The sequence below is a fragment of the Photobacterium sp. SP02 genome (genome assembly GCF_038519165.1).
Taxonomy (GTDB): Bacteria; Pseudomonadota; Gammaproteobacteria; order Enterobacterales; family Vibrionaceae; genus Photobacterium; species Photobacterium halotolerans.
On record NZ_JASJOJ010000003.1, the window covers coordinates 164753 to 177520 of the forward strand.

Below are 12768 nucleotides of genomic sequence, written 5' to 3' on the forward strand. Positions count from 1 at the left end.
TAAATCAATAATATAAGCAACAAAGTCTCATTTTATAAAAAATGATACGCAAAAAAACACCACCATGCTTATCACGGCCGTTAATAAAACATTCTTTGTTTTCAAAGCGATTATAATCGCAACAATGGCGCCAATTAAATATGGGTTACTATACGTGATATCAACAGTATTTTTCTCGGGCAAAAAAACAATAGGCGCCCAAATTGCGGTTAGTACAGCCGGGCTCGAATAACTTAAAAAACGCTGAGTTTGATAGTTCAGTTTTATAGGCAATCGGGGTTCTAAAAATAGATAGCGACTTGCGAAAATAATCAGCGTCATTGCCAATATAGTTAGCCAGAACATCATTTTTCTTCCTGCTGTTTTTCTGTTACTTCACCATGAATCAATGTATTTCCCATCAAACGTTCAGACATATATCCGCCTAACATAGCGGTTAAACTGGCTATCATCAGCCCGCCTTCTATGTCCAGAGCTGCCATTAAAACCGACATCACCAAAGCAATCAGTACTGTGATCAACACCGGCCAGCGCTGAATACTGGGTACGACGATAGCGATAAAAGTGGCGGCGATGGCAAAATCCAAACCCAGGCTGTCCAGATTCGGGATAAATTTTCCCGCGAAAATGCCTGCTAATGTGGCGATGTTCCAGCTGATGTAAAACCAAAGTCCGGCGCCCAGTGCATACCAGGGCTGGAAACGCTGGGGGGACTGGTTGCCACACAAGGCAAAAAGCTCATCGGTCAGAAGGAAACCCAAACCCAACCGCCAGCGAAGCGGAAGCGGGCTGATCACGTTTCGCATCGTGATGCTGTACAACAAGTGCCTTGAGGTAATGAAAAAGGTGGTCAGTAAGATGGTCACAATACCGACCCCGGCTTTCAGTAACCCGGTCGCTACCAGTTGCGCCGCCCCGGCAAACACTATCGCTGACATGGCCACACTCTGAAACACGTCCAGCCCGGCATCAATAGCAAAGGAACCGGCAAGTAACCCCCAGGGGATAACGGCCACACATAAAGGCATCACAGCGAGTGCGCCTTGTTTAAACAGCCGTCGTTTCTCCTTGCCAGTCAGTAAAACGGCAGATGTTTCCTTTGATATTTCTCTTTCTTTCATTGCCTTACTACTATACACACTACGAAAACAGTCACTTTACGCCAAAACAAAACCTCAATCTTGTACAAATTTGTCTTAAACAGTAATAAGAGTGTCAGTTCATAAGGTAATCACTGTTTATTGATATTGTGTTGATTATTAGCACTTACTAACGTCCCAATGGTTTACTCTTCCTGACCGACAGGATAATGTGAGCGCCCATTGACATAAAAATACAACACTATTTTAACCTAACCGGTTATCTCGCATCAGATGACGGATAACTGGTCTTTGATGAATCATGATTGCAGATCTCTTTTCGCGTTTTTTTATCTCCGACGGCACAGACCCAAGCCTTCTGGTCTCTGGTGAATATAACTTTTCACTGATTGCCATCTCTTTGCTTATCTCTGTGGGTGCCTCTTTACTGGCGCTTTCTTTAGCCGAGTCGGCCAAACAGAGCCGTAGCCGCTTACTGCGCCGCCTGCATATACTGACAGGCGCAGCTTCGTTAGGGGTGGGTGTATGGGCCATGCATTTCATTGGTATGCTGGCGTTCGAGCTGTGTACCACAGTGAACTACGACATCAGCACTACCCTGCTTTCCGCCATCCCCAGTTTTCTTGCATCCTGGGTAACGCTCCATTTACTGACGAAACGGGCTGTCAGTAATGCACGACTGATACTGTGTGGTATAACCGTCGGCCTGGGTATTGGCTCAATGCACTACATAGGCATGGCGGCGATGGTACTGGGTCCTGCGCTAAAATATGACCCGGCCTTATTCGCACTCTCCATAGTTGTCGCCGCCTCATTAGCCACTCTGGCGTTATGGATCAGTTTTGATCTGCGTAAACACCGCTCAATGCCTGGTTATCAGATCCAGCTCATTGCCAGTGTTGTCATGGGACTGGCCATTGCAGGCATGCATTATACCGCGATGGAAGCGACCCGTTTTGTCGGCCAGCCCGATCCGGCATTTATCCCTGGCAGCCAGCGTCATTACTTACTGGCTATTACCATTTCCATTGTCACCGTATCCCTGAGCCTGATCATTGCGGCTGTCAACGCCCTGACCCGCTACCGCTCTTTACTGCAGCACAGTGAAGAAACCGCTGCTGAGCTGAAAGCCACCATAGATACCGCCGTCGACGGTATTATTAAAATGTCTCACCGCGGTATCATCTTGTCATTTAATGCCTCTGCAGAACGTATTTTTGGTTATCACGAGAGTGAAGTCATTGGCAGGAACATCAGCATGCTGATGCCAGAACCCTATCAAAGCGCGCACGATTCCTACCTGGAAAATTACCGCAAAACCGGGACAGCGCGCATTATCGGCATTGGCAGAGAAGTCACGGCATTGCACAAAAATGGCCTGATGAAGCCGATCCGTTTATCTATCGGCGAATCCAGACTCAATGGCGTCAGCACCTTTGTCGGTGTGATCACAGACATCAGCAAGCAGAAACAAATGGAAGCCGATCTGCGCCGTTCCAAAGAAGAAGCAGAAATCGCGGCTCAGGCAAAAAGTACCTTTCTGGCCAACATGAGTCATGAATTGCGAACGCCAATGAATGCCATTATCGGTTTTTCCGAACTCATGCTGGACGGTAAGATGAGCACCGAACAGCAAAGACATCTGGGCATTATCCGGCACTCTGCAAAAACTCTGCTCAACCTGCTTAACGATGTACTGGATTCTGCCAAGCTGGAAAGCGGGACCACACAGCTTGAATCCCGTCATTTCTCTCTTCGCCAAATCTGTGAGCAATTGATCGCCACCCAATCTCTGTTAGCCAACAAAAAAGGCATAGAACTGACAATGCGCTATGAGTCGCAGCTCAGTGAATATTTCCAGGGTGATCCGCTCCGCGTTCAGCAAATTATCCTGAACTTACTGAGTAACGCGGTAAAGTTCACCGAGCGGGGTTATGTCAGACTGGACATTAGTTCCAGCCGCACCAAAGGCATCACCATTCTGGTTGAGGACACGGGGATTGGCATTGCGCCAGACAGACTGGAGAGCATCTTCGCCCCTTTCTCGCAGGCAGACAGCACTATGTCGCGCCGTTTTGGCGGCACAGGTCTGGGGACGACCATAGCCAAACAGCTGGTTGAACTGATGGACGGTAAAGTCGCCGTCTACAGCCAGCCCGGTCAGGGCTCCACCTTCCGTGTCGATCTGCCATTACCGGCAGGCCAGTCCACTCAGATTGATGACAACACAACAGACAATGTGCACATACCACCGATGACCATACTGGTGGCAGACGATGTCGAGCAAAATCTGGAGCTGATGTCCGGATTATTAAAAAGAGATAATCATCAGTTAATCACGGCCAGAACCGGGACAGAAGCCATAGAGCAATATAAGTCCAGGCACATTGACATCGTTCTCATGGATGTTCAGATGCCTGAACTGAATGGCCTGGAAGCCAGTAAAGCCATCCGGGCTTACGAAAAAGAACAGCAATTAAAAGAAGTTCCTATTATTGCTTTAACGGCAAGCGTACTTGAAAAAGACAGGCGTAACGCACTCGCCGCCGGCATGAATGGATTTGCCGTCAAGCCGATCGATATCTATGCGCTGAAAGCCGAAATTGCTTACCTGAAAGGGATTATCACCCAGGCCCCGGTTCACCCTGAGAAACAAGACGACAATCAGGATACCCTGATCGATCTGGAAAAAGGACGCCTGCTCTGGGGCAATGAACAATCACAACTCGCCGCCATACAGAAATTCATCAGTCAGCCACAGCACCACCCGGATTTTCTGGCTCGTCTGCTCAGTGGCAGCCAGACAAAAGCCCTGTCACATGTACACCGCCTGAAAGGCGTGACTGGCAACCTGTGCATGCCGGGTATCCATCACTGCATGAAAAAACTGGAACAAGCATTACAGCGTGACGAAAATACCGTTCCGCTGTTTACTCAATACCGCGAAATGTTTAATGCCATTACGCTGCTGCTCACTTCAGTAGAGGATTTCTCTGCAGAGCCTGAGCATCAAACAGCGGCAGCCCTAAACCATGACGATATAAGCAAAATCATTCAGCAACTGGAACAGGGTGAAATGCCGGATTGCGCTTTTTCAGCGGTTAAATCCCAGCTCCCTGCAGAACTGGCAATGGATGTGGAATCGGCCATGAGCGATTTTGAATTGGACCGGGCAGCCACGCTGCTGAATAATTATCTCGTCAGCCAGCAGACTGTGGAGGCATAACATGGATGAACGTAAAACCCTTCTGGTAGTGGATGATGAACCTGCCAATTTGCAAGTGCTGAAAAACATTCTGGCATCGGATTACCGCCTGCTATTCGCCCGGGACGGCAGCCGCGCCATTGCACTGGCTAACACAGAAAAACCCGATCTGATCCTGCTGGATATTATGATGCCAGGTCTGTCCGGCTATGAAGTTATTGAACAGCTTTCTGCCGCACCAGACACCAAACACATTCCGGTGATCTTCGTGACCGCGCTGTCAGACACTAAAGATGAAACACAAGGTTTTGAATTAGGCGCCGTCGATTTCATCACCAAACCCGTCAGCCCGCCCGTTGTCCGGGCCCGTGTGAAAAATCAGCTGTCGCTGGTCAAAATGGACGAGCTGAAATCAACAAGACTTTCCGTGGTTCAGAAACTGAGCAGAGCAACTGAATATAAAGATAACGAAACGGGTCATCACGTAATCCGTATGAGTCATTATGCCCACACGATTGCAAGAGCTGCAGGTTACAGCCCGGCGTGGTCGGAAACCCTGCTCCATGCAGCCCCCATGCATGATATCGGCAAAATTGGTATCCCGGATCATATTCTGCAAAAGAAAGGGGCACTGTCTGGTGAAGAGTGGCAAGTCATGCAGCGCCATACCCTGATAGGGGCAGAAATTTTGGGAAATGACCCCTCCGAGCTAATGCAGATGGCCAAAAACATCGCCGTCTATCATCATGAAAAATGGGACGGCACAGGCTACCCTTACGGTTTACAGGCAGAGGCTATTCCCATTGAAGCGCGTATAACAGCCATTGCCGATGTATTTGATGCCCTGACAAGCAAACGCCCTTACAAGCCGGCCTGGAGCATTGAAGATGCTTCTGACTATATCTGTAAACATAGCGGCACCCACTTCGACCCGGTTCTTGTCGAGGCCTTTAATCGTTGCCTGTCAGAATTAGTGGATTTGAAAAAAAAGTGGCCTGAATAAGATCCGCAGAGAAATAGATGCATCAACCTATTCGATGCTTCTTTTCGATGCATTCTTTGACAAAATATAAGCAGTATCATGCGATGCCATCACGTACGGAAAAAAGCCAGAAAGTATACTGCCGGCAGTTGCCACCTAAATTCAGGCAACACTAATTTACATAAGCCTTAAATTTCATAATCTTATGTAACAGTACATTTAATTCATCAAAATGAGACTCCCACAGCATTTTCATCATTTCAAACACCATAAAAGCGAAAAACTGACATTCAAATGTTAAAGAACACGGCATTATATGAAATTATATTTGTTGGGAAATGTTGTTAACTCATGAAGCTTTGCATCTGTAAATTTGTAACTACAGCTATGGCGATAAAATGCGATGCGATAAACAGGCAAGTGGTGCGTAAATAATGTACTGCGTACAATGCGGTGTTCGAACGCTGGATAAACCTGACGGTACTCCGGTAGAAATGTGTAAAAAATGTACTGAGGGCGAACAATCGCAGTCTCACGATACTCTGCGATCAAAATACTCACTCAAATTCAGGCTGGCGATAGGTTTTCATGCCCTTTATGCGATTATCTGGCTGATATGGGGCATTGTTTCAGGTTTTCAGGCCGCCATCGACGGCATCATGAACATTGAAACCAACAATTTCTCTATGGTGCTGCTGGCTGTGTTAATGATAGTGCTTCACCTCACTGCCGGATACGGACTCTTGATCCGCCATCCCTGGGCTGAAAAAGCCACTATGTTGTTTGGCTGCATCCTCTTTTTCTTCTACCCCTGGGGAACAGTGGCCGGTTCTACCTTAATTTATTCGCTGATCCAGCTCCGTTACGACTACACGCTCACGTCAAAATTCTTCCGTAAGCTTTATCGCTAGAAGCAGTTCTGCGAGACGCAATGCAATTCTCGCGCTCTGCGCTTCCTTTTCTTGTCTTAGGCCGAAATTTTCGTACACTGGTCGGCTTTTTAGTTGTCAGGAGGAAGTATGTACATAGGTTTCGACTACGGCACAGCCAACTGCGCTGTTGCTGTTATGGAGAATGGTCAGCCAAGGTTGCTTCCCCTTGAAGGCGAGAGCTTTTTCATTCCTTCAACACTGGCGGCACCAAGCCGCGAGGCCGTCAGCGAGGCGCTATTTCGTCACTATGACATCAAACCCGCTGATAAGATTGGAGAGCAATTACTGCGCCGTTCGATCTCTGCCAACAAAGACGATGACATCATCGTGGATGCGCAGGCCTTACAGTTTGGTCAGCAGGCGCTGGACACCTACCTCAATGATCCTGATGAAGTGTATTACGTCAAATCACCAAAGTCCTTCCTTGGCGCTTCCGGTTTACATGACATCCAACTGAGCCTGTTTGAAGATCTGGTCTGCGCCATGATGGCAAACATCAAACACCGCAGTGAAAGCCAGTGCGGTGAGAGTATCACCCATGCTGTTATCGGGCGCCCTGTCAACTTTCAGGGTACAGGCGGAAGTAAGGCCAACCAGCAGGCCGAGAGTATTCTGCGCCGGGCGGCAACGCGCGCCGGCTTCAAAGCGATAGAATTTCAGTTTGAACCTGTGGCTGCCGGTCTGGAATACGAGAGCCAGTTGCAAGAAGACAAAACCGTCCTTGTGGTCGATATTGGTGGCGGTACCACCGATTGCTCCGTGCTGCAAATGGGACCGGGCTGGTTAAATAAAGAAGACAGAACTGAAGGATTGCTGGCCCACAGTGGCAGCCGCGTTGGCGGAAACGATCTGGATATCGCCCTCGCCTTCGAGCGTATCATGCCTTTGTTTGGCAAGCACAGCACCAACCAGCGCGGACTGGCAGCGCCGATCAGCCAATTCTGGAACCCGGTGGCGATCAACAATGTGGCCGCACAAAGTGATTTTTACGCCAGCGCGAACTTAGCCGTACTGCAACAGCTCGTGCGGGACTCCGCTGAACCTGCTTTGCTGCAAAGGCTGCTGCAGGTCTATCACCATACCTTAGGTCATCAGCTGGTGCGTGAAGCCGAACTGCTGAAAATCGCGTTATCCGATTCGGCCAGTGCCAGCACTGAGATCCGCATCGGACAGGAAACACTGCCGATCAGCTGTACCAGTCATGAACTGGCAGAGGCGGTCAACAGCAACGCGGAGAAGATCAGCAGTCTGATCAATGAAGCTTTATCTCAGGCGGAATGCGCACCGGACGTTATCTTTATGACAGGCGGCAGTGCCCGCTCCCCCATGCTACGCCAGCTTATCGAGCAACGCCTGCCCGGTGTGCCGATCGTGGCCGGTGATTATTTTGGTTCGGTCACCGCTGGCCTGAGTCGCTGGGCGGAATTCTGCTTTCGGTGATCAGCAATTACCAGACCGGCAATTAACAAAAAGAAAACAGATGCAAATCAGACCAGCCACTGAGTCCGAGATGAACTCAGTGTATATGATGGGCTACGACGCCTGGGGCGGTGAAATGCCCCAGGTTGAGTATCTGGCCGCCTGCAAACGCAGCCGGAAATACGCCGCTGGCCAATGGTACGTGCTGCTAGAAGCTGATGTGCCTGTCGCTTCTCTGATTCTGTACCGTCATCAGTTTGGTCTGGAAGACGGGCAAACAGGCATAGGCTCGATAGCAACTTCACCGGCTCATCGCCGGCAAGGCTATGCCAGTCAGCTGATTCTCGGCATTGTCCGTCATCTTTTCTCCGGCACAACGACAACAACGGTTTTTCTTCACAGCGACATCGACACCGCATTTTATCAAAAACTCGGCTTTGAACGGATCAGCAACCAAAGCAATTGCCTGTTCATCACCCGCTCCCCAGACACTCCCCTGCGCGCTTACCCAAGCTACTTCTGAATTGTCCTCCTATTGGTGTGCAACAAACATCAATTTGTGTACAATAAGATACTTAAATAACCATGAATCCATCTCTACATCATGTACACAAATTGCGCGCACATTGATGACAGAGACATGCAATAAAGGAAAAGGGGTAAGCAATGACCTGGAATGTCTATCTTTCTGGTGAAATCCACACCGACTGGCGGGAACAAATCATTAAAGGCTGTGAGGCGAAAGATCTCAATATTGTGTTTACTTCAGCCGTCACGGATCACGACAGCAGTGACGCTGCAGGTGATGGGTTAGGGGCTGAATCTAACAGCTTCTGGCGCGACCATAAATCGGCCAAGGTCAATGCCATTCGGATACAGAAACTAATCAAACAATGCGACGTGGCTGTCATCCGTTTCGGTGATAAATACAAGCAGTGGAATGCCGCATTTGATGCCGGATACTGTGCTGCACTGGATAAACCCTATATCACACTGCACAGCGAAGACATTGTCCATCCGCTCAAAGAAGTGGATGCCAGCGCCAATGCCTGGGCGACAGATCCAGCACAAATTGTTGAAATATTAGATTATTTACTGAATCAAAAATAATCATCTGTCCCCGACGCGATCACACCGATTGCGTCGGGGAAAGCGCCTTACTAGCGCAGGCGCTGGCCTGAAATGGCAGGATGATAAATCGGCTGAACGACATTGCCGGCCGGATCGGTGCAATGAAAACTGCGCGCGCCATCACTGTGATCATGCGGTGTATCCAATAACGGCACGCCTTTGGCTTTGAGAAACACAAACCAGGCTTGCAATTCTTCTTTGCTGTCTACTATGAACCCGAAATGATCAAGTGACTGATTGTGATTCTCCTGCGGTTCATACGCCCGGCTCAGCGACAAATTGTCGTTACCGCAGCTGAGGTAAATCAGGTTATCGCTCGCTTTTCTGAGCACTTCCATACCCAGTATCTCGGTATAGAAGCGGATACACTCCTCAAAGGGATATACCGCTAGTGCTAAATGTCGTAATCCGTTCAAAGGTTTTGGTCTCTCAGCCATATTCAGCCACTCCGTGTGCAATAATTTAATTCATTGTATACAATATGAGGCCGAATATTCAAACGAAGAACGAGTTGTTCCTCAAACCGACAAAAAGGAAGTGCGCTTTATGTTTTGTATTGTTGTGAAAAATTCAGTCAAAGCAGGATGTCGAGACCAGTATCTCTCGATCATGAAGGAAAACGCCAGGGCTTCGGTAGAGAATGAAGAAGGCTGCCTGGTGTTCGATGTGCTGTCAGCCCAGGACAACGACCACTGCTTCTACCTGTATGAAATCTACACCAGTGAAGACGCACTTGCAGCGCACAAACTGACACCGCATTACCTGGAAAGCCGCAAGCACTTAGCCGGGTTAATCGACGATCAATCTGTCATCCGCTGCGATGTAGAGCATCGCAATTTCCAGCGGTAATTTCTCGCAGCTGCGATCATTTTTCTGTCAACACCGCTTCTGAAGACAGGCGTATAAAGCACCTGTCTTCAGCACCCGGATTAGGCGCAAATCAGCGCCAGCCGAAAAAACCTGCATCCTCTCGTCACTTTGGTCGCCTTAGTAACACGCCCCAAGAACAGACTAATACGAAGCGAAGTAAGGTGGATTATGAAAGGCTTTACCTGTTTATCCCTCACTCTGATGTGTGGCTTAATGGTATCGGCAACGGCGAACGCTGGCTGTGGTGAAATGCAAGCGCAGTGCATTGTGTTCGAGCGCGGAGAAACAACCCCGGTCAGTTGCTCCATTTCGGTCTGTGCCAATACCAGCGATTTTGATACCTATTGGACACTCAGCAACGGTTCTGAGATCTCCCATCACATCAACGCGAACAAAACCACCATTAAGGTAAACGGTCGAACCGGATTCGCATTACCTTCAGCCATATTACAAGACAAACTGAGTTGCTACAGCGCACCCGGCATCAGCAGCATCTACTGTGCGAAAGATATGCTGCTTTAGCCTGAGCAGGCTAAGAAGCACTGGGGGCAATATTCGCTGCTTTGTATAGTGGCCGACCCATACAGCTGACAGTCACCTGCTCGCTGTTCCTGCCGTTTGTTGCCTGCCACTTATTGCCTGCCAAGAGTGCGCTTATACCGATTCCTCGCTTAAACCTTCTGCTTACCTGCCATTTTGCAATAACCAGTTAATGACGCACAGCGTTCTGACGCCATTAAATACTGTCATTGGTTGGGGGTTTCTGGCCCCTTTTCATCATTATAAGAATCAAGGTGAGTATGAAAAAGGCACTATCTATCATTCTTCTCTCATCGTTATCAGGCTGTGCGTCTATGGGCCAGCCAGATCCTGAGATCGGGTTTGAGTCTACAGTTAACCTGAATGGCTACTATTTTTCAGAGAGCAACGGCAACGTTCTGGAAAATGGCCAACTGATAAAAAAGAAAACTTACGCTTATATAAAATTCAATAGCTTAGAAGAAAATCAGCTAACGTACATCGTTGCCACCTCTCCGGCTGTAAACGGCATTGTCCGGGGCGATGCGATCAGTACCCGAGTGACCAGCAATTACCGTGTGGATAATAACCACGGCGATAAAGGTTACCGAATCAGCTTCTATCAGCAAAAAGGGAACATGCACCTTGATTACGTGCTGAATGCAGACATCGATGGCGTTATTGAGGATTTTACTTTCCAGCCGCTGTGATCTGACACACTGACAGCTTACTGCTGATAATGTAATCAACATTTTTCGTTTAATGGACTAGATGTGACGTTGGGGAATTATGCGCACTATTCAATTTTCAGCCCTGTTTACCGCTGTGTATTTACTGATGACCACACATGCTCATGGACAGTCCGTTTCAACCTCTGTCGCGCCCTCTTCGCTGGGAAAGCGAACCGTTGATGACGTATTAGCGACTTACGGCCACTTGTCTGAAATGCGGCTGAAATACAGATTTCGCCAGGCCAATGTGAGCTATCCGCCGGAGAAAATTGCGCTGCTTGGCCTGAAAGAAGAAAAAGCCCTGGAGCTATGGGCGTTTGATCAGCAGGGTCGGCGCCATTTCGTCTATAGTTACCCTGTCACGGCAGCCAGCGGTAAAGCAGGACCAAAGCTCAAGGAAGGCGACCGGCAGGTGCCCGAAGGCATCTACAAAATCATCGGCCTCAACCCGAACAGTCGTTTCCACTTGTCGATGAAGCTTAACTATCCCAACAACTTCGATCTCAAATACGCCGCGCTCGAAGGCCGGCAATCACCGGGTTCCAATATTTTCATTCATGGCAAAGCCGACTCCATTGGTTGTCTTGCTATCGGCGACAGCGCGGTGGAAGAATTGTTTACCCTGGTGGGGAAAATCGGCAAAGACAATGTCGAAGTGGTGATTGCCCCGCATGATCCACGGAAAAACCCGATCCGCCCTGTACCCGACACCTCCCCGGCCTGGATATCTGAGTTGTATGCATCGATTGAAAGCGAATTTTCCCGTTTTGAATATTAAACAGGCTAATAAGACTCCCAGAGCGGATCGCTATCATAACTGTCAATGAGATCTGTTGCGCACTGGAATAAGCCGCCATAAACTCCTGGCGACAAATTAAAATTAAGTGGCTTATTTCAAGGATTATTATGAGCACGGAATTACGCTCTCAATGCACTCTGTCTGTCCCCGGCAACCGTGAAATGTCTCCGGCCGACATCTTCCGGCAAATGGCAGACTGGTGCCAGGACAATCAGATCAAACATGATATTTACGGTCAGGGCGATGATCTGCAGCAGTTTGAAACCAAAGTCGCCGATCTTCTGGGCTACGAAGCCGGCCTGTTCGTTATCTCGGGTACAATGACCCAACCTACCGCACTGCAACTGGCCTGTATCGCACGCAAAAACCCTATTGTGGCCATGCATCCCTCCAGTCATATTTACCTGCATGAAGCGCAAGGCTACCTGCTGCAGCAACGTTTTACCATTCTGCCTGTCGGCAACCCTTATCAAACCTGGTCTTTGGCCGATCTGCAGGAATGGCCGGACGATATTGCTGCCGTGCTGTATGAACTTCCAATGCGCGAAATTGGCGGTCAGCTGCCTGAATGGGATGATTTAAACGCTATCAAAGCCCATTGTCGCGAGCAGGGTATTCATCTGCACATGGACGGTGCCAGATTGTGGGAAGCCAAAGCCTGGTATGGCCGTGAGTACAGCGAGATTGCTGAAGGTTTCGATTCAGCCTATGTCTCTTTATACAAAGGCATTGGCGGATTAGGCGGTTCTATGCTGCTGGGCGATAGAAAATTCATTGAAAAGGCTCGCCTCTGGATGCAACGCCAGGGCGGTAACGTATATCGTCGCACACCGTATGCGGTTTCCGCGGCTATGCAGTTTGATCAGCGCCTGGCGCTGATGCCGGCCTTATTCGAGCGTACTCAGCAGCTCTACCGCATATTGAAAGATTACCCGCTGTTAACGCCCAATCCGACAGCGCCTCAGGCCAATATGCTGCATCTGTACCTGCCGGTCAGCGCCGACAAGGCCAAAGCCTAAACGGCCGTAGGTATGGGTAAATTCTGCAAAGGCCGGATGGGTCAGCATGGCGCAGTGACCG

Annotated in this window: 13 protein-coding genes and 1 pseudogene; 11 read left to right on the plus strand and 3 right to left on the minus strand. The window is 49.0% G+C overall.

From position 1 onward, the window contains the following. Positions 1-27 precede the first annotated feature (27 nt). Positions 28-345, minus strand: coding sequence for an AzlD domain-containing protein (locus P0Y67_RS02615; RefSeq protein WP_342390643.1), 318 nt, complete (start codon positions 343-345; stop codon positions 28-30). Beyond that, the gene (locus tag P0Y67_RS02620; protein ID WP_342390628.1) at positions 345-1121 is read right to left on the minus strand and encodes an AzlC family ABC transporter permease; all 777 of its coding nucleotides are present in this window, start codon (positions 1119-1121) and stop codon (positions 345-347) included. Before P0Y67_RS02620 ends, P0Y67_RS02615 begins: the two co-directional genes overlap by 1 nt. A gap of 280 nt (positions 1122-1401) precedes the next feature. Between P0Y67_RS02620 and P0Y67_RS02625 the strand changes: the two genes are divergently transcribed. The 6 genes from P0Y67_RS02625 to P0Y67_RS02650 all read left to right on the plus strand — a co-directional run bounded on the left by P0Y67_RS02625 (position 1402) and on the right by P0Y67_RS02650 (position 8748). After that, positions 1402-4326 carry an MHYT domain-containing protein gene (locus P0Y67_RS02625; protein WP_342390629.1) on the plus strand — a complete coding sequence of 975 codons (2925 nt, stop codon included), beginning with the start codon at positions 1402-1404 and terminating at the stop codon, positions 4324-4326. 1 nt (position 4327) lies between these two features. Beyond that, positions 4328-5308, plus strand: coding sequence for an HD domain-containing phosphohydrolase (locus P0Y67_RS02630; protein ID WP_342390630.1), 981 nt, complete (start codon positions 4328-4330; stop codon positions 5306-5308). 413 nt (positions 5309-5721) lie between these two features. Next, the gene (locus tag P0Y67_RS02635) at positions 5722-6198 is read left to right on the plus strand and encodes a hypothetical protein (RefSeq protein WP_342390631.1); all 477 of its coding nucleotides are present in this window, start codon (positions 5722-5724) and stop codon (positions 6196-6198) included. 108 nt (positions 6199-6306) lie between these two features. After that, positions 6307-7659 carry a molecular chaperone gene (gene yegD / locus P0Y67_RS02640; protein ID WP_342390632.1) on the plus strand — a complete coding sequence of 451 codons (1353 nt, stop codon included), beginning with the start codon at positions 6307-6309 and terminating at the stop codon, positions 7657-7659. A 40-nt stretch (positions 7660-7699) separates the two neighbouring features. Then, positions 7700-8161, plus strand: a complete 462-nt coding sequence (locus P0Y67_RS02645; protein WP_342390633.1) for a GNAT family N-acetyltransferase — start codon at positions 7700-7702, stop codon at positions 8159-8161. A gap of 143 nt (positions 8162-8304) precedes the next feature. After that, the gene (locus tag P0Y67_RS02650; RefSeq protein WP_342390634.1) at positions 8305-8748 is read left to right on the plus strand and encodes a YtoQ family protein; all 444 of its coding nucleotides are present in this window, start codon (positions 8305-8307) and stop codon (positions 8746-8748) included. A gap of 50 nt (positions 8749-8798) precedes the next feature. Here P0Y67_RS02650 and P0Y67_RS02655 read toward each other — a convergent pair whose 3' ends face one another. Continuing rightward, positions 8799-9206 carry a VOC family protein gene (locus P0Y67_RS02655; RefSeq protein WP_192014094.1) on the minus strand — a complete coding sequence of 136 codons (408 nt, stop codon included), beginning with the start codon at positions 9204-9206 and terminating at the stop codon, positions 8799-8801. A 109-nt stretch (positions 9207-9315) separates the two neighbouring features. Between P0Y67_RS02655 and P0Y67_RS02660 the strand changes: the two genes are divergently transcribed. The 5 genes and pseudogenes from P0Y67_RS02660 to P0Y67_RS02680 all read left to right on the plus strand — a co-directional run. Then, complete coding sequence (locus P0Y67_RS02660) at positions 9316-9618, plus strand: putative quinol monooxygenase (protein ID WP_342390635.1); 303 nt, start codon at positions 9316-9318, stop codon at positions 9616-9618. A 189-nt stretch (positions 9619-9807) separates the two neighbouring features. Further along, a complete protein-coding gene (locus P0Y67_RS02665; protein WP_342390636.1) occupies positions 9808-10161 on the plus strand; it encodes a hypothetical protein in 354 nt (117 codons plus the stop codon). A 278-nt stretch (positions 10162-10439) separates the two neighbouring features. After that, a complete protein-coding gene (locus tag P0Y67_RS02670; protein ID WP_342390637.1) occupies positions 10440-10868 on the plus strand; it encodes a hypothetical protein in 429 nt (142 codons plus the stop codon). A gap of 79 nt (positions 10869-10947) precedes the next feature. Further along, entirely contained in the window at positions 10948-11667 is a 720-nt protein-coding gene (locus P0Y67_RS02675) for a L,D-transpeptidase family protein (protein ID WP_342390638.1), read from the plus strand. Positions 11668-11795: 128 nt separating this feature from the next. Beyond that, positions 11796-12686, plus strand: a pseudogene (locus P0Y67_RS02680) (threonine aldolase family protein); the annotation flags it as partial. Between the last annotated feature and the right edge of the window lie 82 nt (positions 12687-12768).

What these genes read in the sequence shown, in the direction of transcription:
- P0Y67_RS02615 (WP_342390643.1), bottom strand. Translation starts at nt 345, where the DNA reads ATGTTCTGGCTAACTATATTGGCAATGACGCTGATTATTTTCGCAAGT.
- P0Y67_RS02660 (WP_342390635.1), top strand. Translation starts at nt 9,316, where the DNA reads ATGTTTTGTATTGTTGTGAAAAATTCAGTCAAAGCAGGATGTCGAGAC.
- P0Y67_RS02670 (WP_342390637.1), top strand. Translation starts at nt 10,440, where the DNA reads ATGAAAAAGGCACTATCTATCATTCTTCTCTCATCGTTATCAGGCTGT.
- P0Y67_RS02675 (WP_342390638.1), top strand. Translation starts at nt 10,948, where the DNA reads ATGCGCACTATTCAATTTTCAGCCCTGTTTACCGCTGTGTATTTACTG.
- P0Y67_RS02650 (WP_342390634.1), top strand. Translation starts at nt 8,305, where the DNA reads ATGACCTGGAATGTCTATCTTTCTGGTGAAATCCACACCGACTGGCGG.
- yegD (WP_342390632.1), top strand. Translation starts at nt 6,307, where the DNA reads ATGTACATAGGTTTCGACTACGGCACAGCCAACTGCGCTGTTGCTGTT.
- P0Y67_RS02655 (WP_192014094.1), bottom strand. Translation starts at nt 9,206, where the DNA reads ATGGCTGAGAGACCAAAACCTTTGAACGGATTACGACATTTAGCACTA.
- P0Y67_RS02635 (WP_342390631.1), top strand. Translation starts at nt 5,722, where the DNA reads ATGTACTGCGTACAATGCGGTGTTCGAACGCTGGATAAACCTGACGGT.
- P0Y67_RS02620 (WP_342390628.1), bottom strand. Translation starts at nt 1,121, where the DNA reads ATGAAAGAAAGAGAAATATCAAAGGAAACATCTGCCGTTTTACTGACT.
- P0Y67_RS02630 (WP_342390630.1), top strand. Translation starts at nt 4,328, where the DNA reads ATGGATGAACGTAAAACCCTTCTGGTAGTGGATGATGAACCTGCCAAT.
- P0Y67_RS02625 (WP_342390629.1), top strand. Translation starts at nt 1,402, where the DNA reads ATGATTGCAGATCTCTTTTCGCGTTTTTTTATCTCCGACGGCACAGAC.
- P0Y67_RS02665 (WP_342390636.1), top strand. Translation starts at nt 9,808, where the DNA reads ATGAAAGGCTTTACCTGTTTATCCCTCACTCTGATGTGTGGCTTAATG.
- P0Y67_RS02645 (WP_342390633.1), top strand. Translation starts at nt 7,700, where the DNA reads ATGCAAATCAGACCAGCCACTGAGTCCGAGATGAACTCAGTGTATATG.